This is a genomic window from Pseudomonas sp. zbq_18, assembly GCF_043102245.1.
Taxonomy (GTDB): domain Bacteria; phylum Pseudomonadota; class Gammaproteobacteria; order Pseudomonadales; family Pseudomonadaceae; genus Aquipseudomonas.
On sequence record NZ_JBICIT010000009.1, the window covers coordinates 168,618 to 189,181 of the forward strand.

General features: G+C 65.1%; 18 protein-coding genes. 10 read left to right on the plus strand and 8 right to left on the minus strand.

The window, feature by feature from the left end; all coding sequences use genetic code 11:
• Positions 1-8 precede the first annotated feature (8 nt).
• Positions 9-2,606, plus strand: coding sequence for an EAL domain-containing protein (locus tag ACF8C6_RS08240; RefSeq protein WP_392498824.1), 2,598 nt, complete (start codon positions 9-11; stop codon positions 2,604-2,606).
• Positions 2,607-2,630: 24 nt separating this feature from the next.
• Here the strand turns inward: ACF8C6_RS08240 and ACF8C6_RS08245 are convergent, their stop codons facing one another.
• From ACF8C6_RS08245 to mpl, 6 genes are all read right to left on the minus strand, one after another.
• Positions 2,631-3,674 carry a TRAP transporter substrate-binding protein gene (locus ACF8C6_RS08245; protein ID WP_392498825.1) on the minus strand — a complete coding sequence of 348 codons (1,044 nt, stop codon included), beginning with the start codon at positions 3,672-3,674 and terminating at the stop codon, positions 2,631-2,633.
• A 109-nt stretch (positions 3,675-3,783) separates the two neighbouring features.
• Entirely contained in the window at positions 3,784-5,109 is a 1,326-nt protein-coding gene (locus ACF8C6_RS08250) for a TRAP transporter large permease subunit (RefSeq protein WP_392498826.1), read from the minus strand.
• A complete protein-coding gene (locus tag ACF8C6_RS08255; protein WP_277691919.1) occupies positions 5,106-5,615 on the minus strand; it encodes a TRAP transporter small permease subunit in 510 nt (169 codons plus the stop codon). Before ACF8C6_RS08255 ends, ACF8C6_RS08250 begins: the two co-directional genes overlap by 4 nt.
• Positions 5,616-5,745: 130 nt before the next feature.
• A complete protein-coding gene (locus ACF8C6_RS08260) occupies positions 5,746-6,030 on the minus strand; it encodes a YceK/YidQ family lipoprotein (RefSeq protein ID WP_277691917.1) in 285 nt (94 codons plus the stop codon).
• On the minus strand, positions 6,023-6,652 hold the full coding sequence (gene ubiX, locus ACF8C6_RS08265) for a flavin prenyltransferase UbiX (RefSeq protein WP_392498827.1): 630 nt from the start codon (positions 6,650-6,652) through the stop codon (positions 6,023-6,025). The genes ACF8C6_RS08260 and ubiX overlap by 8 nt, the downstream gene beginning before the upstream one ends.
• A 144-nt stretch (positions 6,653-6,796) precedes the next feature.
• Positions 6,797-8,149: a UDP-N-acetylmuramate:L-alanyl-gamma-D-glutamyl-meso-diaminopimelate ligase gene (mpl, locus tag ACF8C6_RS08270; protein WP_392498828.1), complete on the minus strand. Its 1,353-nt coding sequence runs from the start codon at positions 8,147-8,149 to the stop codon at positions 6,797-6,799.
• A gap of 219 nt (positions 8,150-8,368) precedes the next feature.
• On the opposite strand from mpl, the gene ACF8C6_RS08275 reads away from it, so the two are divergent.
• The 8 genes from ACF8C6_RS08275 to ppa all read left to right on the plus strand — a co-directional run bounded on the left by ACF8C6_RS08275 (position 8,369) and on the right by ppa (position 17,163).
• Positions 8,369-9,736, plus strand: a complete 1,368-nt coding sequence (locus tag ACF8C6_RS08275) for a glutamine synthetase family protein (protein ID WP_392498829.1) — start codon at positions 8,369-8,371, stop codon at positions 9,734-9,736.
• A gap of 13 nt (positions 9,737-9,749) precedes the next feature.
• Positions 9,750-11,138, plus strand: a complete 1,389-nt coding sequence (locus ACF8C6_RS08280; RefSeq protein ID WP_392498830.1) for an aldehyde dehydrogenase family protein — start codon at positions 9,750-9,752, stop codon at positions 11,136-11,138.
• Positions 11,139-11,255: 117 nt separating this feature from the next.
• Positions 11,256-12,416: an iron-containing alcohol dehydrogenase gene (locus tag ACF8C6_RS08285; RefSeq protein ID WP_392498831.1), complete on the plus strand. Its 1,161-nt coding sequence runs from the start codon at positions 11,256-11,258 to the stop codon at positions 12,414-12,416.
• A 461-nt stretch (positions 12,417-12,877) separates the two neighbouring features.
• Positions 12,878-14,272, plus strand: a complete 1,395-nt coding sequence (locus ACF8C6_RS08290) for an ethanolamine ammonia-lyase subunit EutB (RefSeq protein ID WP_392498833.1) — start codon at positions 12,878-12,880, stop codon at positions 14,270-14,272.
• Entirely contained in the window at positions 14,269-15,117 is an 849-nt protein-coding gene (eutC, locus tag ACF8C6_RS08295) for an ethanolamine ammonia-lyase subunit EutC (protein WP_392498834.1), read from the plus strand. The genes ACF8C6_RS08290 and eutC overlap by 4 nt, the downstream gene beginning before the upstream one ends.
• Positions 15,118-15,238: 121 nt before the next feature.
• Positions 15,239-15,691 (plus strand): GNAT family N-acetyltransferase, encoded by a 453-nt coding sequence (locus ACF8C6_RS08300; RefSeq protein ID WP_392498835.1) that lies wholly within the window; start codon positions 15,239-15,241, stop codon positions 15,689-15,691.
• Positions 15,692-15,739: 48 nt separating this feature from the next.
• Positions 15,740-16,558 carry a zinc-dependent peptidase gene (locus tag ACF8C6_RS08305; RefSeq protein WP_392498836.1) on the plus strand — a complete coding sequence of 273 codons (819 nt, stop codon included), beginning with the start codon at positions 15,740-15,742 and terminating at the stop codon, positions 16,556-16,558.
• 77 nt (positions 16,559-16,635) lie between these two features.
• Positions 16,636-17,163 carry an inorganic diphosphatase gene (gene ppa / locus ACF8C6_RS08310; RefSeq protein WP_068830309.1) on the plus strand — a complete coding sequence of 176 codons (528 nt, stop codon included), beginning with the start codon at positions 16,636-16,638 and terminating at the stop codon, positions 17,161-17,163.
• A 60-nt stretch (positions 17,164-17,223) separates the two neighbouring features.
• Here the strand turns inward: ppa and ACF8C6_RS08315 are convergent, their stop codons facing one another.
• A complete protein-coding gene (locus ACF8C6_RS08315; protein WP_392498839.1) occupies positions 17,224-18,120 on the minus strand; it encodes an alpha/beta fold hydrolase in 897 nt (298 codons plus the stop codon).
• A gap of 139 nt (positions 18,121-18,259) precedes the next feature.
• On the opposite strand from ACF8C6_RS08315, the gene ACF8C6_RS08320 reads away from it, so the two are divergent.
• Positions 18,260-18,820: a TetR/AcrR family transcriptional regulator gene (locus ACF8C6_RS08320; RefSeq protein WP_392498840.1), complete on the plus strand. Its 561-nt coding sequence runs from the start codon at positions 18,260-18,262 to the stop codon at positions 18,818-18,820.
• On the opposite strand, the gene aspT is transcribed toward ACF8C6_RS08320, so the two are convergent.
• Positions 18,821-20,515 (minus strand): aspartate-alanine antiporter, encoded by a 1,695-nt coding sequence (gene aspT / locus ACF8C6_RS08325; RefSeq protein ID WP_392498841.1) that lies wholly within the window; start codon positions 20,513-20,515, stop codon positions 18,821-18,823. It abuts the gene before it with no gap.
• Positions 20,516-20,564: the final 49 nt, after the last annotated feature.

The following is a 20,564-nucleotide window of genomic DNA, read 5'->3' on the forward strand; positions in this document are numbered from 1 at the left end:
CGGCCAGGATGACAGTTTCCAACCCTCTCCGCGCGCACTGGCGCCATGCCCTGCTGCTCAGCCTGACGCTCAGCAGCAGCGTTGTGCTTGGTGCCGGCGAAATCCGTGTCGGCAGCTACGCCAACGAACCCAAGCTACTGCTCGATGACACGGGCCGCCTGAGCGGCATCTTCGGCGACCTGCTCGGCGAGATCGCCCGGCGCGAGGACTGGCGCCTAGTGCCGGTGCCATGCGACTGGCAGCAGTGCCTGGACATGGCCCGCGATGGCGAGATCGATCTGTTGCCCGACGTCGCCTGGAGCGAAGAGCGCGCTACTTTCCTCGACTTCCACCAGACCCCGGCGCTGTTCAGCTGGTCGCAGCTGTACAGTGCCCCAGGCGTACGCCTGGACTCCATCCTCGACCTCAAGGAACAGCGGATTGCCGTGCTGGCCGGCTCGGTGCAGGAATCCCACCTGCGCAACCTGCTCGACAGCTTCGGCCTGCGAGCCGAGTTGCTGGCGGTGGACAGCCTGGAGCAGGGCTTTGGCCTGGTGGCCGATGGCGCCGCGGACGCGGCGGTGGCCAACCAGCGTTTTGGTGATTACCACGCCGAGCGCTTCGGCCTGCACGGCACCACCATCATGTTCCAGCCGGCACGACTGTTCTTCGCCACGCGCAAAGGCAGCAACAGCGCACTGCTGACCGCCATCGACCGCCACCTGGACGACTGGCAGAGTCAGGCAGACTCGCCGCTCTACCACATCATCCAGCGCTGGGGCGGCAGGCCGCCGCAACTGGATATCCCGATCAGCTTCTGGTGGGGCATGGCCAGCCTCGGCGGCCTGCTGTTGCTGGCCCTGGTCGGCACCCTGCTGCTGCGGCGCAAGGTTGCCGAGCAGACCCGCCACCTGAGCAACAGCGAGCTGCGCCTGAACACCATCCTCGACAGCGTCGAAGCCTATATCTATATCAAGGATCCGGAGTTCCGTTACCAGTACGCCAACCACAAGATCTGCGAACTGTTCGGCCGCCGGCGTGATGAAGTCATCGGTGCGACCGACGAAAGCTTCTTCGACGCCGCCACCGCGGACAATCTGCGCGCCAACGATCGTCGTGTATTACAGCAGGGCGAACGGGTGCAGCTGGAGGAAATCAATCGCAGCATCGATGGCACCGATGAGCGGGCCTATTTGTCGGTCAAACTGCCGCTGCGCCGCGCCGACGGCAGCATCTATGCCCTGTGCGGCATTTCCACCGACATCACCGAGCACAAGAAGAATCTGGAGCAGATTCACCAACTGGCCTTCTACGATCCGCTCACGGGCCTGCCCAACCGCCGCCTTTTGCAGGAGCGCCTGCAGCACGCCCTGGACCAGCACCAGCGAGGCCAGCAGGAAGGCGCGCTGCTGTTCATCGACCTGGACAACTTCAAGAACCTCAATGACACCCTCGGCCACGCCATGGGCGACCAGTTCCTTCAGCAGGTCGCCCAGCGCCTGCGCAGCCAGGTGCGCCAGGAAGACACCCTGGCCCGCCTGGGCGGCGACGAGTTCGTGTTGATGATCGAGCGGCTGTCGGCAAAACCTGCCGAGGTGTTTGGTGAGATCGAGACGGTCGCCAACAAGCTGCTGGCCAGCCTGGCCATGCCCTACGAGCTGCAGGGGCAGCAGCACAGCAGTACCGCGAGCATCGGCGTGACCCTGTTCTCCGACGCCGAAGGCACGGTGGAAGAGCTGCTCAAGCGCGCCGATCTGGCCATGTACCAGGCCAAGGGCGCCGGGCGCAACGCGGTACGCTTCTTCGACCCGCAGATGCAGGCCGAGGCGCTGGCCCGGGTGGGCCTGGAGAACGACCTGCGCCAGTGCCTGGCGGACGGCAAAGGCCTGCTGCTGCATTACCAGCCGCAGGTAGACCCGCATGGCAAACTGATCGGCGCCGAGGCACTGGTGCGCTGGCAGCACCCTGAACGCGGCCTGATCCCGCCGGGCGACTTCATTCCGCTGGCCGAGAGCACCGACCTGATCTTCCCCCTCGGCCGCTGGATATTGCAGGAGGCCTGCCGCCAACTGGTGGCCTGGCATGATGACCCGCTACTCGGCTCGATACCCCTGGCGGTCAACGTCAGCGCCCGACAACTGCATCACCCTGACTTCGTCACCGAGGTGCTGGCGATTCTTGAGCAGACCGGAGCCAATCCCGCGCGCCTGGAGCTGGAGCTGACCGAGAGTCAGTTGGCCGTGGATGTGGAGGTGCTGATCGGCCGCATGGAGCAACTGCGCGCGCACAAGGTGAGTTTCTCGCTGGACGACTTCGGCACCGGCTACTCGTCGCTCGCCTACCTCAAGCGCCTGCCGCTGTCCTGCCTGAAGATCGACCGCTGCTTCGTCCGCGATCTGCTCACCGATGCGAACGATGCGGCCATCATCCGCACCATGGTGGCCCTGGGACAAAGCCTGGATCTGGAGGTGGTTGCCGAGGGCGTGGAAACCACCGAGCAGCGCGACGCCCTGCTGCAGTACGGTTGCCAGCTGTTTCAGGGCTATCTGTTCGCCGCCCCCGGCCCGGCCGAGCAGTTGCTGCACTGGCAGCCCCAAGGGAACGCGACAACGCCCGCGATGCCATGACGGCCTGCGCGGGCGCAATTGACCTCAGTAACGATACGGCGGACCGGCCTTGTCCATCATCGCGTTGTAGTTCTTGAAGATCTCCACCACCTTGGCGCAGCGCGGGCTGGTCTTGGCGATTTCGTCCCAGAACTTGTGCGCCTCATCCTCCACGGTTTTCCACTCCTCGGCCGCAATGGTGGTGAGTTTGAGCTTGTCGCCCTGCACCCGCAGCTTGGCCTCGCCGCCCCAGTACCAGTGCTGGCGGTAATAGTGCGAGCTGTCCATGCACAGCTTGAACAGGGTCTTGAGCTTGTCCGGCACTTCGGCCCACTTTTCCGAGTTGGCGAAGTAGGAGCCGATCCAGGCGCCGGAGATGTTGTTGGTGAGGAAGTACTTGGTGACGTTGGCCCAGCCTACGGTGTAGTCCTCGGTGATGCCGGACCAGGCGATGCCATCCAGCTCGCCGGTCTGGATCGCCACTTCGACGTCCTCCCAGGGCAGGGTCACCGGGATCACGCCGAAGCGCGAGAGGAACTTGCCCGCCGTGGGGAAGGTGAACACCCGCTTGCCCTTGAGATCGGCGAGTTTGTTGACCGGCTCGACCGTGGCGAAGTGGCACGGGTCCCAGGCCCCGGCGCCGAGCCAGGTCACGCCCTTGACCTCGGCATAGGCCTCTTCCCAGATCTTGCGCAGGCCGAACTCCTCGAACAGCACCGGCACGTCCAGGCTGTAGCGGGTGGCGAAGGGAAAGTAGCCGCCGAATACCGAGACATCCACCGGCGCGGCGATGGAGTCGTCATCGCTCTGCACCGCATCGATGGTGCCCTTCTGCATGGCGCGGAACAGCTCGCCGGTCGGCACCAACTGGTCGGCGAAGTACAGCTGGATCTCCATCTGCCCTTCGGCGACCTTGTTGAAGGCCTCGATGGAGGGCTTGATCACGTGCTCGGCCAGCGCCGGGCCGGCGTAGGTCTGCAGGCGCCAGGTGATCTTTTTCGGCTCTTCGGCATAGATGTGCGCCGAGCCCAGGGCTGCGGTACCGCCCGCTACCGCGGCGGTCTGCAGGAACTTGCGTCTCGTACTCATGCTGTCCTCTCCAAGCTGTGCTGGGTGCCGCACCATTGCGGCTCCCTCTTTCCCGCCCCGCCGCGTGTACTGCCCATGCCCGGGCGACGGTTCGAAAGCTCAGCGCCACTCAGCCACCGTAGTGCCAGTTCGGCAGCCACAGGGCGATCTGCGGATAAATCATGACCAGCGCCAGGGTCAGGCCCATGATCACCACGAAGGGCGTCACCGATACATAGATGTCGCGCAGGCTCACCTCGGGCGGGGCCATGGCGCGCATCAGGAACAGGTTGTAGCCGAACGGCGGGGTCATGTAGGCCATCTGGCAGGTGATGGTGTAGAGCACGCCGTACCACACCAGGTCGAAGCCCAGGCTGCCCACCAGCGGCACGTAGAGCGGAGCGACGATCACCAGCATGGCGGTGTCGTCGAGGAACATGCCCATGATGATGAACGACAGCTGCATCAGGATCAGGATTTCCCAGGGCCCCAGCCCCAGCTCGCCGACGAAGAAGCCCTCGATCGCCTTGACTGCACCGAGGCCGTCGAACACCGCGCCGAAGCACAGGGCGGCGAGGATGATCCACATGAACATGCAGCTGATGGCCAGGGTCTTGCGCAGGGTTTTTTCCATCACCGAGCGGGTCAGCCGGCCCTTGACCAGGGCAGCCAGGGTAGCCGCGGCGGCGCCGACCGCCGAGCTCTCCACCAGGCTGGTGTAGCCCATCAGGAACAGCCCGGTCATGGAGACGAAGATGAACAGCGGCACAATGCCGGCGCTAAGCAGGCGCAGCTTCTCGCACCAGCTGATCTGCGCGCGCTCCTCGGCGGACAGCGTCGGCCCCAGCGAAGGCTGCAGGCGGCAGCGGATAGCGATGTAGAGCACGAACAGCGCGGCCATCAGCAGCCCCGGAATGGCGCCGGCCAGCCACAACTGGCCCACCGGCTGGCGGGCGATCATGCCGTACAGCACCAGCACCACGCTGGGCGGGATCAGAATGCCCAGCGAGCTGCCGGCCTGGATCACGCCCGTGACCATGATCTTGTCGTAGCCGCGCCGGAGCAGCTCGGGCAGGGCGATGGAAGCGCCGATGGCCATGCCGGCCACGCTCAAGCCATTCATCGCCGAGATCACCACCATCAGGCCGATGGTGCCGATGGCCAGGCCGCCATGCAGCGGGCCCATCCAGACGTGGAACATCTTGTACAGGTCTTCGGCGATGCCCGATTCGGAGAGCATGTAGCCCATGTAGACGAACATCGGCAGGGTCAGCAGCGGATACCACTTCATCAGCTTCATCGCCGCGCTGAATGGCAGTTCGGCGCCGCCATCGCCCCACATCAGCAGGGCCGCAGCGGCGGCGACAAAACCGATGGCGCCGAACACCCGCTTGCCGGTGAGCAACAGCAACATCATCGAGGAAAACATCAGCAGAGCGATCAGCTCATAGCTCATTCCAGCGTCTCCCCACGCACGGCGGCAATATCCTTGAAGAGGATGGCGATGGACTGCAGCAGCATCAGCAAGATGCCGACACACATCACCACCTTGATCGGCGCCATGGGCGGCGACCACGCCGAATAGCTGGTTTCGTCGTACTCGAAGGCGTACTGGGTGGAGGAAAGGCCGCCGAACAGCAACAGGCCCAGGTAGAACAACAGGAAGCCGGCGGTGAGCACGTCGACGATGGCGCGAGTGCGCGGCTGCCAGTGGCTGTAGAGCAGGTCCATGCGCACGTGGGCGTCGAGCTGCATCGAGTAGGCACCGCCCAGCAGGAAGTAGGCGACCATGAGGAACTGGGCCGTTTCCAGGGTCCACAGCGCGGGCGCCGAGGCAGCCTTGCTCAACGAGGAGTAGAGCAATACTCCCAGCATGACGAAGATCAGGTACATCGCGCAGCGGCCGATGACCCGATTCATGCGGTCTACCGCTCGCACATACGCCCGGATTGCCTTGTGCATATCCCTGCCTGCTAAGCCGCTATTTTTTTCGTCAGCCTAGTCGATGATTGGCCGATGCCAATCCGCGCCTGCAAGAAGGGGCCTAGTTTTATGCGGCAACCGCTCTAGCCTCTGGCGTGGCGCCAGAAACTTAATTACCGCCGGTCACCCCAAGGCCTACGCCCAGTTCGGCGGCCACGGCGAAGGGCAGCAGCAGGGTGTCGAGCAGGGCACTGGCCGGCAGATCGAGAGCCGCATAGCGCGGCGCCAGTGCACCAAAACGGTCTTTCGGACAGCAACCACCGTTCAGGCTGTACCAGTCCAGACGCGTGCCGGAATAGATGATCGGTGCACCGGGCTTGGCCGCATCCAGGGTACGGATGCTGGCGCAGCCCGGCAGACCGAGCACCAGCAGCAGGCACAGCGCCTTAGTCATCGCTGCTCAGATGATGCTCGCCCCAGCGCGGCAGCATGTCCTGCGGGATACCCAGGCAGTTGAGAATGCGCGCGACGACGAAGTCGACCAGGTCATCCAGGGTCTGCGGCTGGTGATAGAAGCCCGGCGAGGCGGGCAGTATGGTCACGCCGAGGTTGGACAGCTTGAGCATGTTCTCCAGGTGGATGCTGGAGTACGGTGCCTCACGTGGCACCAGGATCAACTGGCGGCGCTCCTTGAGCACCACGTCGGCGGCACGCTCGATCAAGTTGTTGCAGGCCCCGGTGGCAATCGCCGACAGGGTGCCGGTGCTGCACGGCACCACCACCATGGCGCTCGGCGCGCCGGAGCCGGAGGCCGGCGGGGCCATCCAGTCTTCCTTGCCATAGACGCGGATCTGCCCCGCTGCGGCGCCGGTGTATTCGCTGAGAAACTGCTGCATGGCCTGGGGCTTGGCTGGCAGGGTGACGTCGGTCTCGGTGGCCATCACCAGCTGCGCGGCCTTGGAGATCAGGAAGTGCACCTCGCGGTCCTCCTGCACCAGGCAGTCGAGCAGACGCAAGCCGTACTGGGCGCCGGAGGCGCCGGTCATGGCCAGGGTGATGCGTTCGGGGCCGTTCATGGGTACTCCTCGATTTCTATTTCCCCTCTCCCTCTGGGAGAGGGGCCAGGGCGGGCCGCGTAGGATGAGGGAGTTTCAGGCCAATCCCAGCAGGCCTCACCACCCTCACCCCAACCCTCTCCCGGCAGGAGAGGGAGTTGCTGTCTACTCCGCCAGCGCCTTGGCCAGCTTGCCATGCAGGCCGCCGAAGCCGCCGTTGCTCATCACCACCACCTGGGTGCCCGGTGTCGCCACCGCCTTGACCCCGGCAATGATGGATTCCAGCGAATCGCAGACCTGGGTCGGCACCGTGGAGCCGGCCACCGTAGCGGCCAGGTCCCAGCCGAGGTTGGCCGGGGCATACCAGAACACCTGGTCGGCCTGCACCACTGAGTCCGGCAGACCGTCGCGGTGGGCACCGAGTTTCATCGAATTGGAACGCGGCTCGATCACCGCGATCACCGGCGCGTCACCAACGCGCTTGCGCAGGCCGTCGAGAGTCGTGGCGATGGCAGTCGGGTGGTGGGCGAAGTCGTCATAGATGGTCACGCCGCAGACTTCGGCGACCTTCTCCATGCGCCGCTTGACACTCTTGAAGGTGCTCAACCCCGCGATACCCAGCGCCGGCACCACACCGACATGGCGCGCCGCCGCCAGGGTGGCCAGGGCGTTGGCCACGTTATGCTGCCCCGTGAGTTCCCACTCCACAGTGCCTTCGACCTTGCCGTCGAACAGCACCTCGAAGCGCGAGCCATCGGCGCTGAGCAGGCGCGCCTGCCACTGGCCACCCTCGCCAGTCGTCTGCACCGGCGTCCAGCAGCCCATGCCGATCACCCGCTTGAGCGCGCCTTCGCTCTCGGGATGAATGATCAGCCCCTCGCCCGGCACGGTACGCACCAGATGGTGGAACTGCCGCTCGATCGCCGCCAGGTCCGGGAAGATGTCCGCGTGGTCGAACTCCAGGTTGTTGAGGATCGCCGTGCGCGGACGGTAGTGGACGAACTTGCTGCGCTTGTCGAAGAAGGCGCTGTCGTATTCGTCGGCCTCGACCACGAAGAACGGCGTGCCGCCCAGGCGCGCAGACACCCCGAAATTCTGCGGCACGCCGCCGATGAGGAAGCCCGGGCTCATGCCGGCATGCTCCAGCACCCAGGCCAGCATGCTGCTGGTGGTGGTCTTGCCGTGGGTACCGGCCGCGGCCAGCACCCAACGGCCCTGTAGCACATGGTCGGCCAGCCACTGCGGGCCGGACACATAGGGCAGGCCCTTGTTCAACACATATTCCACTGCCGGATTGCCGCGACTCAGGGCATTGCCGACCACTACCAGGTCCGGCGACGGCTCGAGATGAGCCGGCTCGTAGCCCTGCATCAGCTCGATGCCCTGGGCCTGCAACTGGGTGCTCATGGGCGGGTAGACGTTGGCATCGGAACCGGTGACGCGGTGGCCCAGCTCCTTGGCCAGCACGGCCAGCGACCCCATGAAGGTGCCGCAGATGCCGAGGATATGAATGTGCATGAATGACCTCTGAATACCGGCCCACGGGGCCCGGACGGAATGGGCCGCAGGTTAGCACAGCCGCCGAGCGGATCGGACTGACGCGCCTCACGGGAGGTTCCGGACGTCGGCAGATTTTCGTCTAGAGTCAAAGGCAGCCGGCTCGCCCGGCCCTGTCTCCACAACCAGAATCCCGACAACAAGAATCAGGGTCCAGAAGACCCGCAGGGAGTACTACGGATGACTGCCCACCTGACCCTGGCCGGCCTGCGCGAGCTGGCCCTGGCCGGCAAGATCGACACCGTCCTGGCCTGCATGGTCGACATGCAGGGCCGTCTGATCGGCAAGCGCTTCCAGGTCGAGTTCTTCCTCGACAGCGCCCACGAAGAAACCCACGGCTGCGACTACCTGCTGGCCGACGACATCGACATGGAGCCGGTGCCCGGCTACGCCGCCGCCAGCTGGAAGCAGGGCTACGGCGACTTCGTGTTCAAGCCCGACCTGTCGACGATGCGCGTGGTGCCCTGGCTGGAAGGCACCGCCCTGGTGCTGTGCGACGTACAGGACCATCGCCACCAGGACCTGCCACACAGCCCGCGCGGCATTCTCAAGCGGCAGATTGCCCGCCTCACCGAGCGCGGCTACAAGGGTATGTTCGCCTCGGAGCTGGAGTTCTATCTGTTCGACCAGAGCTACGAGGGCATCCACAACCAGCATTACCAGAACCCCAAGACCGCCGGCTACTACATCGAGGACTACAGCATCCTGCAGACCATCCGCGAGGAGCCGGTCATGCGTGCCATCCGCAAGCACCTGCAGGCCGCCGGTATCCCGGTGGAAAACTCCAAGGGCGAATGGGGGCCGGGTCAGGAAGAAATCAACGTGCGCTACGCCGAGGCACTGGTGATGGCCGACCGGCACAGCATCATCAAGCACGCCTGCAAGGAGATCGCCCTGCTGCAAGGCAAGGCCGTGACCTTCATGGCCAAGTGGAACTACAACCTGGCCGGCTCCAGCAGCCATATCCACAACTCGCTGTTCAGCCTCGATGGCGAACAGCCGCTGTTCTTCGACCCCAATGCCGAGTTCGGCATGTCCAAGCTGATGCGCCACTGGGTCGCCGGCCAGCTCAAATACGCCAGCGATATCACCTACTTCCTCGCGCCTTATATCAACTCCTACAAGCGCTTCCAGGCCGGCACCTTCGCCCCCACCCGCGCAGTGTGGAGCTGCGACAACCGCACCGCCGGCTTCCGCCTGTGCGGCGCCGACAGCAAGGGCATCCGCATCGAATGCCGCATCGGTGGCGCCGACCTCAACCCCTACCTGGCCTTCGCCGCGCTGATCGCTGCCGGCCTGGCCGGTATCGACGAGCAGCTGGAGCTACCCGCGCCCTTCTCCGGCGATGCCTACGAGCACGACGAACTGCCCGAGGTGGCCAAGACCCTGCGCGGCGCCAGCGAGGCCCTGGATCACTCGGCACTGCTGCGCAAGGCGTTTGGCGACGAGGTGGTCGAACACTACCTGCACACCGCGCGTTGGGAACAGTTCGAGTACGACCGCCGCGTGACCGACTGGGAACTGCGCCGCGGCTTTGAACGTTACTAGCGGAGGACTGACGATGAACCATATCCGCCTGATTTCACCGGTCGACGGCAGCGTCTACGCCGAGCGCCCGCTAATCGGCAGCGCCGCCCTGGAGCAGGCCCTGCACGAGGCCAACCAGGCCCAGCGCGCCTGGCGCGAGCTGTCCATCGAGCAACGCGCCAGCTACTGCTTGAAAGCGGTCGAGGCCATGCTCGCCATGCAGGACGAGATCATCCCCGAGCTGGCCTGGCAGATGGGCCGCCCGGTCCGTTACGGCGCCGGCGAACTGCGTGGTTTCGAGGAGCGCGCCCGCTACATGGTCGGCATCGCCGCCCGCGCCCTGGCGGACGTGGTGCCGCCGCCGAAAGACGGCTTCCGCCGTTATATCCGCCGCGAACCGCTGGGCACCGTGCTGGTGATCGCGCCGTGGAACTACCCCTACCTGACCGCCGTGAACGCCATCATCCCGGCATTGATGGCCGGCAACGCCGTACTGCTCAAGCATGCCAGCCAGACCCTGCTGGTCGGCGAACGCTTCGCCCTGGCCTTCGAGCGCGCCGGCCTGCCCCATGGTCTGTTCCGCAACCTGGTGCTGGAACACGGCCAGACTGCCACCCTGATCGCCTCCGGCCAGGTGCAGCAGGTCAACTTCACCGGTTCGGTGAACGGCGGCAAGCTGATGGAAAGTGCCGCCGCCGGCCATTTCATCGGCGTCGGCCTGGAGCTGGGCGGCAAGGACCCGGCCTACGTGCGCGCCGATGCCGACCTGGCCCATGCGGTGGAGAACCTGGTCGACGGCGCCTTCTTCAACTCCGGGCAGAGTTGCTGCGGCATCGAACGCATCTATGTGGATAAAGCCATCTATCCAGACTTCGTCGAGGGCTTCGTCGAGCTGACCCGCCAGTACGTGCTGGGCAACCCGCTCAAGGAGGCCACCACCCTCGGCCCGCTGGTGCGCGCGCAGGCCGCCGAGTTCGTCCGCGGGCAGATCGCCGAGGCCCAGGCCAAGGGCGCCAGGGCGCTGATCGACAGCAGCCACTTCGCCGGCGACGCCGCCGGCACGCCCTACATGGCGCCCCAGGTGCTGACCGAGGTGAACCACCAGATGGCGGTGATGCGCGAGGAAAGCTTCGGCCCGGTGGTCGGCATCATGCCGGTGGCCAACGACGCCGAAGCCATCGCCCTGATGAACGACAGCCCCTATGGCCTCAGCGCGGCGATCTGGAGCAGTGACCTGGACGCGGCCGAGCGTATCGGCGGACAGCTGGAAACCGGCACCGTGTTCATGAACCGCTGCGACTACCTCGACCCGGCCCTGGCCTGGACCGGGGTCAAGCACACCGGGCGTGGCGCCACCCTTTCCAGCCTCGGCTACGAGCACCTGACCCGGCCCAAGTCCTTCCATCTACGTCACGTCTTGTAACTCCCCTCTCCCACATGTGGGAGAGGGGGGTGTATCAGTCCTGTAGCCCGGATGCAATCCGGGATGGCCCAGCCCCGGATTGCATCCGGGCTACCCAACCCGAACAAGGAGTGTGCCATGAGCAAAACCGCCAACTGGAACTACCCCACCTCGATACGCTTCGGTGTCGGCCGCATCCAGGAGCTGCCCGAGTTGTGCAAAAGCGTCGGCATGCAGCGCCCGCTGCTGGTCACCGACCGCGGCCTAGCCAGCGCACCGATCACCACCGCCGCACTGGGCTCGCTCAAGGCCGCAGGCCTCGGCGCGGCGCTGTTCAGCGACCTCAAACCCAACCCCGTCGGCGCCAACCTGGAGGCCGGCCTGGCCGCCTATCACGCCGGCAAGCACGACGGTGTGGTCGCCTTCGGCGGCGGCAGCGGCCTGGACATGGGCAAGCTGATCGCCTTCATGAGCGGGCAGAGCCGCCCCGTGTGGGACTTCGAGGACATCGGTGACTGGTGGACCCGCGCCGACCCCAAGGGCATCGCGCCGATCATCGCCGTGCCGACCACCGCCGGCACCGGCTCGGAAGTCGGCCGCGCCGGCATCCTCACCGACGAGCGCACGCATACCAAGCGCATCATCTTCCACCCGCAGATGATGCCGAAGATCGTCATCAGCGACCCGGCGCTGTCCGTTGGCATGCCGGCCTTCATCACCGCAGGCACCGGTATGGACGCCTTCTCCCATTGCCTGGAAGCCTACTGCGCACCGGGGTTCCACCCCATGGCCGAAGGCATCGCCGTGGAAGGCATGCGTCTGGTTCGGCAGTCACTGGTGCGCGCGGTAAAAACGCCGGATGACCTCAACGCCCGCGCCGACATGCTGGCCGCCGCCGCCATGGGTGCCACTGCCTTTCAGAAGGGCCTGGGCGGCATGCACGCCCTCGCCCACCCCATCGGCGCGCTGTACGACAGCCACCACGGCATGACCAACGCCGTGCTGATGCCCTACGTGCTGAAGTTCAACCGCAGCGTGATCGAAGAGCGCATCACCCGCCTGGCCGCCTGGCTGGGCCTGGCCAAGCCCGGCTTCGACAGCTTCCTCGAACTGGTCATGCAACTACGCCGTGACAGCGGCGTGCCGCACAGCCTGGCCGAGATGAAGGTGACCGACGAGCACGCCGCCCAGGTGGCCAAGATGGCGGTGGTCGATCCGTCCGCCGGCGGCAACCCGCGCGAACTGACCGAAGCCAACTGCGCCCAGCTGTTCGATGACGCCCTGCATGGCCGGCTCTAGCAGCTGAACGAAAAACCGCCAGGCCGCCGCAATGCAGGCCTGGCGCCGCGCCGTGGTGGAGGCGAACGGCTTAGGTTGCCCAGCGCCTGTGTGAGCGAAACCCCGCCTCCTTGGCTGGATAGAAAACATCCATCCAGCACCTTTGCCCGGCTACTGTGGCCTGGCCACGTATGCGCACAGCTTACTCACAGCAATGCCCACAGTTACTGTGAGCTAAGTGGCTGATCCAGATCGAAATTCAACCAACCGATGTAAAGCTGCCTGCACACTGGCCCAGCGCCAGCTGCCGACAGCTTATCCACAGCCTCATCCACCACCGCTGGGGGTAAGTTGCTACGCCCCGCATGAGCGCACAACGGGTCAACAACGCCCCCAATCGGCGCCAAAACCACCTTCAATCAGGGCAAAGCCCGCGAATCCAGACTGGCAAGCCAAGGCACAGAGATTGCAAATCGCTGGGCATGAGCAACTACTCCCATACCGTCGGCGGTCACACCTGGCGCTTTGACAGCCTGCGTGAGGTCATGGCCAAGGCCAGCCCGGCGCGCTCCGGCGACTACCTCGCCGGCATCGCCGCAGGCAGCGATGTCGAGCGGGTCGCCGCGCAGATGTGCCTGGCCGAGATTCCGCTGACGCGCTTTCTCGACGAGGCACTGATCCCCTATGAAGACGACGAGGTCACCCGCCTGATCATCGATGGCCACGACCGCGCCGCCTTCGCGCCGGTCAGCCACCTCACGGTCGGCGGCTTCCGCGACTGGCTGCTCGGCGCTGCCGCCACCGAAGCCAGCCTGCGTGCGCTAGCCCCTGGGCTGACGCCGGAGATGGCCGCCGCCGTGTCGAAGATCATGCGCGTGCAGGATCTGGTGCTGGTGGCGCAGAAGATCCGCGTGATCACCCGCTTTCGCAACACACAGGGCCTGCGCGGGCGCATGTCCACCCGCCTGCAGCCGAATCACCCCACCGACGAGCCGGCCGGCATCGCCGCCAGCATTCTCGACGGCCTGCTCTACGGCAACGGCGACGCCATGCTCGGCGTCAACCCGGCCAGCGACAGCCTCAGTGCCATCGGCGAGATGCTGCGCATGCTCGACGGCATCATCCAGCGCTACGAGATTCCTACCCAGGCCTGCGTGCTGACCCACGTCACCACCTCGATCGAGGCGATCAACCGCGGCGCTCCGCTGGATCTGGTGTTCCAGTCCATCGCCGGCACCGAGGCGGCCAATGCCAGCTTCGGCATCAACCTGAGCATCCTTCAGGAAGGCTACGAGGCCGGGTTGTCGCTGGGGCGCGGCAGCCTGGGCAACAACCTGATGTACTTCGAGACCGGCCAGGGCAGCGCGCTGTCGGCCGGCGCCCACCATGGCGTCGATCAGCAGACCTGCGAAGCCCGTGCCTATGCGGTGGCCCGCCACTTCAAGCCGTTCCTGGTCAATACCGTGGTCGGCTTCATCGGCCCGGAGTACCTGTACAACGGCAAGCAGATCATCCGCGCCGGCCTGGAAGACCACTTCTGCGGCAAGCTGCTGGGGCTGCCGATGGGCTGCGACATCTGCTACACCAACCACGCCGAGGCCGACCAGGACGACATGGACACCCTGCTGACCCTGTTCGGCGTGGCCGGCATCAACTTCATCATGGGCATCCCCGGCTCCGACGACGTGATGCTCAACTACCAGACCACCTCGTTCCACGACGCGCTCTATGCGCGCCAGACCATGGGCCTGAAACCGGCGCCGGAATTCGAGGCCTGGCTACAGCGCATGGACATCCTGCGCCAGCACGACGGCCGCCTGGAGCTGGGCCGACAGCTGCCCGCGCCCTTCCGCAAAGCCCTGGAGCAACTGGCATGAGTGCCTTCGTCGACAGCCAGGGCGAGCTGCAGGACGCCAGCGTCGTCAGCCTGGAAACTGAAGAAACGGTGATCACCAACCCCTGGCAGGCCCTGCGCCGCCTGACCCCCGCGCGCATCGCCCTGGGCCGCGCCGGTACCAGCCTGCCGACCGCCGCACAACTGGATTTCCAGCACGCCCATGCCCAGGCCCGTGATGCCGTGCACCTGGCCCTGGACCATGCCAGCCTGGCCGCGGGCCTGGCCGAGCACGGCCACAGCTGCCTGCACCTGCGCAGCGCCGCCGGCGACCGCCACATCTACCTGCAGCGCCCGGACCTGGGCCGCCGCCTGCACCCGGACTCCGCCGCCCTGCTGCGCCAACAGCCGCAGGGCCATGACCTGGCCATCGTGGTTGCCGACGGTCTCTCGGCCCTGGCCGTCCAGCGCCACGCCCTGCCCTTTCTGCAGCGCCTGGAAGAGCTGACAGCAGTCGAAGGCTGGAGCCTGGCGCCGATCGCCCTGGTCGAGCAGGGCCGCGTCGCGGTGGCCGACGAGATCGGCGAGCTGCTCGGCGCACGCATGGTGGTGATCCTGATCGGCGAGCGCCCCGGCCTGAGTTCCCCGGACAGCCTCGGCCTGTACTTCACCTGGGCGCCCCGGGTCGGGCTGACCGACGCCTACCGCAACTGCATCTCCAATATCCGCCTGGAAGGCCTGAGCTACGGCGTGGCCGCCCACAAGCTGCTGTACCTGATGCGCGAGGCCTGCCGCCGCCAGCTATCAGGGGTCAACCTCAAGGACGAGGCCCAGGTGCCCAGCCTGGCCCCGGGCCTGGAGGGGCCACGCAACTTCCTGCTCGACTGAAGCGCAGATCAAACGCTCGCTTGGATTGCGCTTTCCAGCGTCTTTGGGCAGCATCGGGCCTGACCGCTGGCACAGCACCTGCATTGCCCGCTACTCAAGTCCACCGTCCCCGAGGCCTGCCATGCGCATTATCCAAGCCACGCTCGAGCATCTGGACCTGCTGACCCCGCTGTTCATCAAGTACCGCGAGTTCTACGGCGAACTGCCGTTCCCGGACTCGTCGCGCAAGTTCCTCGAGACCCGTCTCAAGCGCAAGGAATCGATCATCTACCTGGCCCTGGCCGACGACGAAGACAAGCTGCTCGGCTACTGCCAGCTGTATCCCAGCTACTCCTCCCTGTCGCTCAAGCGCGTGTGGATTCTCAACGACATCTACGTGGCCGAAGACGCCCGCCGCATGCTGGTCGCTGACCGCCTGCTGCAGACCGCCAAGCAGATGGCCAAGGAAACCAACGCCGTGCGCATGCGCGTGGCCACCAGTGTGGACAACGAAGTCGCGCAGAAGACCTACGAGTCCATCGGTTTCCGCGTCGACGAGAAGTTCAAGAACTACACCCTGGAACTCGGCGACTGACCGTCGCCGCACCATCAAGGGGCAAGACTCCCCGCCGAGAACCGCCCCATGTGGTCATTCCGCGCCTGGCGCCGCCGGCGCATTGTCTCCCGCTCGCCCTACACCACCCGCCACTGGCATGAGGTGCGCGGGCGCCTGCCCATCCTCGACGGCCTGAGCGAAGCCGAGGAACAGCGCCTGTTCCAGCGCGCCATCCTGTTCCTCCATCACAAGCGCCTGACCGCCCTGCCCGGCGTCGAGCTGGATGAGCTGGATCGCCTGACCCTGGCCGCCATGGCCGAACTGCCGCTGCTGCACCTGACGGACCTCGATTGGTACCAGGGCTTCCACGAGATCGTGCTGTACCCAGACGACTTCGTCAGTCCGCAACGCCACCGTGACGCCGCCGGCATCGAGCACGAATGGGACGCCGAGCACAGCGGCGAAGCCTGGCTGCAGGGCCCGGTGATCCTCGCCTGGCCCGGCGTGCAGAGCAGCGGCGGCTGGGACGCCTACAACCTGGTGATCCACGAACTGGCGCACAAGCTGGACATGCTCAATGGCGACGCCAACGGCCTGCCGCCGCTGCACCGCGACATGCATATCGAAGCCTGGGCCCATGCCATGCAGAGCGCCTACGACCAGCTCAACGCCGTGCTGGAAGCCAATCCTGAAGCTCACACCGAGATCGACCCCTACGCGGCGGAAAATCCGGCGGAGTTCTTCGCCGTGACCAGCGAATACTTCTTCAGCGCCCCCGACCTGCTCGCCAAGGCTATGCCCGAGGTCTACCGACAGCTCGGCCTGTTCTACCGCCAGGATCCGCTCGCGCGCCTGCAGCGACTGCAACAGGATCATCCGGACTACCGCGACACGACCAACGGATAAGCATGCGCCCGTGGTATCGCCACGGGAATGTGCCTATAATCCGCGCACTTTTTTAGGCCCACCCTAGGGAGTCGCCCATGAGCTACAGCAAAGTTCCGGCCGGCAAAGACGTGCCGAACGACATCTACGTCGCCATCGAGATCCCGGCCAACCACGCGCCGATCAAATACGAGATCGATCACGACACCGACTGCCTGTTCGTCGATCGCTTCATGGCCACCCCGATGTTCTACCCGGCCAACTACGGTTTCATCCCGCACACCCTGGCCGACGACGGTGACCCCCTCGACGTGCTGGTCGTGACCCCGTACCCGGTCGCTCCGGGCTCGGTCATTCGCTGCCGCCCGGTCGGCGTGCTGAACATGACCGACGAGGCCGGCGGTGACGCCAAGCTGATCGCCGTCCCGCACGACAAGCTGACCCAGCTGTACGTGGACGTTAAGGAATACACCGACCTGCCGGCCCTGCTGCTGGAGCAGATCAAGCACTTCTTCGAGAACTACAAGGATCTGGAGAAGGGCAAGTGGGTCAAGGTCGAGGGCTGGGGCAACGCCGACGAAGCCCGCGCAGCAATTTTGAAGGCGGTTGCGGCTTACCAAAAATAAGCCAATACCTCCCACTGAAGGCCGGCCACAAGCCGGCCTTTTTATTGCCTGCGATATTTATCAGCCTCCCGTACCCGAGCGCAGTGTTGCCTCGCCAGTTGCCCCCTGAGCGAGCAGCCAGTCGAGCGCATCGTCCCAGAGGTGTGCCATCGTGGGGCGGAAGTAGCCCATGTGGCCGATTGGCTGAGTGCGCGAAACAGGCAAGTCACGGCGTTCCAGTGCTGCGTTGCGATAGCCGGCGATAAATGCATCACGCGAGCGAGGCAGGGCCCAGAGATCATCTTCGGCATTGGCGAACAGGCAGGGCATGCGCACGTCCGCGAAGCGGCGTACGGTGTCCGCCATCTGCGGGTCATCAAAGAAATAGCGGGGGAAGCTGCACCAATGCCGCCAGTCCCGATAAACCCCACGCGGCAAGTCCTCACCCATACCGAGCAGGCTCCAGGCCAGATAGCCCTTGGCCCGGACGATCAGCGGCAGCACACCACCCCACATCAAGCGCACCTTGAGCGCCTCCAGACCAGGCATCCAGCCAGCCCAGCCGGCGCCCGTACCAAAGCAGTAGGCTGCCGCAATACGTGCCTGATTGGGTAGCAGCCCCAGCGCGTGCCCGCCGAAGGAGTGCCCCATCCAGTACAGAGGTTGATCGTCTTTGCCCAGGTAATCGACGGCGGCCTTGAGATCAAGCAACGCCCAGTCCAGATAGGCCATGTCGAAGCCTTTGAGGGAGTCGGGCTTGGAATCGCCAACGCCTCGGTAGTCGAGGGTCAGCACGGTGAAACCGCGCTGACTGGCGTGCTCGGCAAAGCGCCGGTAGAAGCGCTGTGGCACTCCCGTGGCAGACGCCATCAACAGGTCGCCCCTGGCCTTGCCCTGCGCCGGATAGCGGATCGCGGCCAGGGGGTAACCATCGTCCGCCTGCAGGGTGAACTGTTCCGGAGAAGTGCTGGCCGTCATCGCTGTCTTCCTGTCTCGTTGCGGTGGTGGCGCAATGCGCCGCCCAGCAAAACTAAACAAACGTTCGGTAACCGTCAAATTGAGACGATACGGCATATGACATAGAATCAACCGCACTTATGAACACCAGGATGCCCGCGTGCGCCCACCGAAGATTTCCCGCGACGAACTGCTGCAGCACTGCGCCAGAACCTTCAAGCGCCACGGCTACCATGGCACGACCATGGACATGCTGGCCCAGGCCTGCGGGCTGACCAAGGCCTCTTTCTACCATCACTACCCCAACAAGGATTCACTGCTGCGTGATGTGCTGGGCTGGTCTCACGAGCGCCTGAAGCATGCTCTGTTTGCCCTGGCCTACGACGAGTCACTACCCGCTGCCGAGCGGCTCACCGTGATGGGGGAAAGAGCCAAGCGCCTGTTTCAGGACGACTCAATCGGCTGCCTGATGGGGGTAGTGGCAGTGGACGCGGCCTATGGCAATGAGACGTTGATGACACCAATCCGTGATTTCATGGATGACTGGGCCAGGGCCTTCGCCTGCCTGTTCGAGGCGCAGCATGGCGCCGAGCAGGCCCTGCAACTGGCCCGTCAGCTGGTTGCCGACTTCGAGGGCGCTATCCTGCTGGCGCGCATCTACGCTGATCCAAACTATATCGATGCAGTTTGCACGCGAGCGGCGCGCCAGTTGCAGGCCTGATCAACCGGCCGCCGTCAGCGCGATGATCACCGGCCCGCACACCGCCAACAGGACGTTGGAGATGGCATAGCACACGGTAAAGCCGACCACCGGGGTATTGCTGCCGGACTGCTCGATAATCTTGTTCATCGACGCCGCTTCGGTCTGTGCCCCCGCCAGGGCGCCCAACAAAATCATCGGGTGCAGGCGCAGGACATAGCGGCCGAAATACAGCGCCACAAGGGGCGGCAACAGCGTCACCACCACGCCCGAAATCAGGATCGCCACTCCGTGTTCTTCCATCGCCGCAATTGCCGCCGGGCCAGCCAGCAGACCGACCACCGCCCCAAAGGCGGTCAGACCGAACTCGGAGAAGGCCCACTGTGCCGCCGGCGGCATGGCCCCCAGCTCTGGATGTCGCGAGTTGATCCAGCCGATCACCAGCGCAACCACCAGCACGCCGCCGCCCACACCAAGCTCCACCGGAATCATGCCGATATGGGTCGATAGCAAACCCAGCAGAGAGCCCAGCGCCATGCCCAGTGCATGCACCGCGATATCGGTTCGGTAGTTTTCCTTGCGGATGCGCCCCAGCCGCGCGGCCAGCGACTCGACGCTGGCAGTACGTCCAGCCAACGCGATGACATCACCACGGCGCAGCACGGTATCCGGCAGTAGAGGCAGCTCCAGCCCTTGACGGGTGATGCTGCGCAGAAAGCAGCCCATGCGCTCGACACCCACCAGCTGGGACTTGATCTGGTGAATGGTGTGGCCGGCAAACTCCTTGCTGGTCAGCACGATATCGACTTTCCGGGTGGGGAAGGACATCGACTCTGGATGGTCGACCTCCTCACCAATCCAGCCGGCCAGCTCACCAACCGCCTCACGCAGGGCATATACCCCCACGATGTCGCCCTCGGCCAGGATCAGCGACGGATCACGCTCGATTACCTGCCCGCCTCTAACCACCCGTTCGACGCTGAAAGACGGATGCCTGGCCTCCACCTCAGCAATGGTCTGCCCAAGCGCGGAGCCACCACTCATCACCCGATGAGCACGAACCACGATGCGCGTGTATGGCACGGTGATGGCGTCTTCGTTCTTGGCGATCCCCAGTTCCAGTTCCAGCTCGCGGGCCGAGCTGACCAGATCAATACCCAACAGGCGCGGCGCCACGCTACCGACGAAAACAATCAGCCCGACCGTGCCGAACAGGTAGGTGATGGCATAGGCGATGGCCATGTGGCTGTTGAGCTGAGCCTTCTCCGCGGCACTCAGGTCCAGGTGGCTAATGGCGCTGCTGGCGGTCCCCATGATCGCCGTATCGGTCAGTGCACCGGCGCCCAGCCCGGCCGTGAAGCCGGCGTCGAACTTGTAGATGCTGAACATCAGCATGATGCTGGCCAACGCCACGCCACAGAGCACCACGGACAGCACCACCAGTTTGAGCGTGCCGCGGTTGAGACTGCCGAAAAACTCCGGCCCACTCTTGAAACCGATGGCATAGATGAACAGCACGAAGAACACTGACTTGAGTACGCTCGGTACCTCCAAGCCGATCTGCCCGATCAGCAGGCCCATCAACAGCGCCCCCGCCACCGAGCCCAGGTGGAAGCTGCCCAGCCGTAGACGTCCAATCAACACACCCAGCGAGATAGCCAGGAAGACGGCTATCTCGGGTGTGGCCCGCAGTGCATCGAGAATGAAGTCGAGCATGTGCTACTCCCTGTTACTGGACAAGGCTGCCACCGGCAGGCCGCTGCAT

Excerpts from the sequence above, each read along its gene's own strand:
- ACF8C6_RS08240 (WP_392498824.1), top strand. The coding sequence starts at position 9 with ATGACAGTTTCCAACCCTCTCCGCGCGCACTGGCGCCATGCCCTGCTG.
- ACF8C6_RS08245 (WP_392498825.1), bottom strand. The coding sequence starts at position 3,674 with ATGAGTACGAGACGCAAGTTCCTGCAGACCGCCGCGGTAGCGGGCGGT.
- ACF8C6_RS08250 (WP_392498826.1), bottom strand. The coding sequence starts at position 5,109 with ATGAGCTATGAGCTGATCGCTCTGCTGATGTTTTCCTCGATGATGTTG.
- ACF8C6_RS08255 (WP_277691919.1), bottom strand. The coding sequence starts at position 5,615 with ATGCACAAGGCAATCCGGGCGTATGTGCGAGCGGTAGACCGCATGAAT.
- ACF8C6_RS08260 (WP_277691917.1), bottom strand. The coding sequence starts at position 6,030 with ATGACTAAGGCGCTGTGCCTGCTGCTGGTGCTCGGTCTGCCGGGCTGC.
- ubiX (WP_392498827.1), bottom strand. The coding sequence starts at position 6,652 with ATGAACGGCCCCGAACGCATCACCCTGGCCATGACCGGCGCCTCCGGC.
- mpl (WP_392498828.1), bottom strand. The coding sequence starts at position 8,149 with ATGCACATTCATATCCTCGGCATCTGCGGCACCTTCATGGGGTCGCTG.
- ACF8C6_RS08275 (WP_392498829.1), top strand. The coding sequence starts at position 8,369 with ATGACTGCCCACCTGACCCTGGCCGGCCTGCGCGAGCTGGCCCTGGCC.
- ACF8C6_RS08280 (WP_392498830.1), top strand. The coding sequence starts at position 9,750 with ATGAACCATATCCGCCTGATTTCACCGGTCGACGGCAGCGTCTACGCC.
- ACF8C6_RS08285 (WP_392498831.1), top strand. The coding sequence starts at position 11,256 with ATGAGCAAAACCGCCAACTGGAACTACCCCACCTCGATACGCTTCGGT.
- ACF8C6_RS08290 (WP_392498833.1), top strand. The coding sequence starts at position 12,878 with ATGAGCAACTACTCCCATACCGTCGGCGGTCACACCTGGCGCTTTGAC.
- eutC (WP_392498834.1), top strand. The coding sequence starts at position 14,269 with ATGAGTGCCTTCGTCGACAGCCAGGGCGAGCTGCAGGACGCCAGCGTC.
- ACF8C6_RS08300 (WP_392498835.1), top strand. The coding sequence starts at position 15,239 with ATGCGCATTATCCAAGCCACGCTCGAGCATCTGGACCTGCTGACCCCG.
- ACF8C6_RS08305 (WP_392498836.1), top strand. The coding sequence starts at position 15,740 with ATGTGGTCATTCCGCGCCTGGCGCCGCCGGCGCATTGTCTCCCGCTCG.
- ppa (WP_068830309.1), top strand. The coding sequence starts at position 16,636 with ATGAGCTACAGCAAAGTTCCGGCCGGCAAAGACGTGCCGAACGACATC.
- ACF8C6_RS08315 (WP_392498839.1), bottom strand. The coding sequence starts at position 18,120 with ATGACGGCCAGCACTTCTCCGGAACAGTTCACCCTGCAGGCGGACGAT.
- aspT (WP_392498841.1), bottom strand. The coding sequence starts at position 20,515 with ATGCTCGACTTCATTCTCGATGCACTGCGGGCCACACCCGAGATAGCC.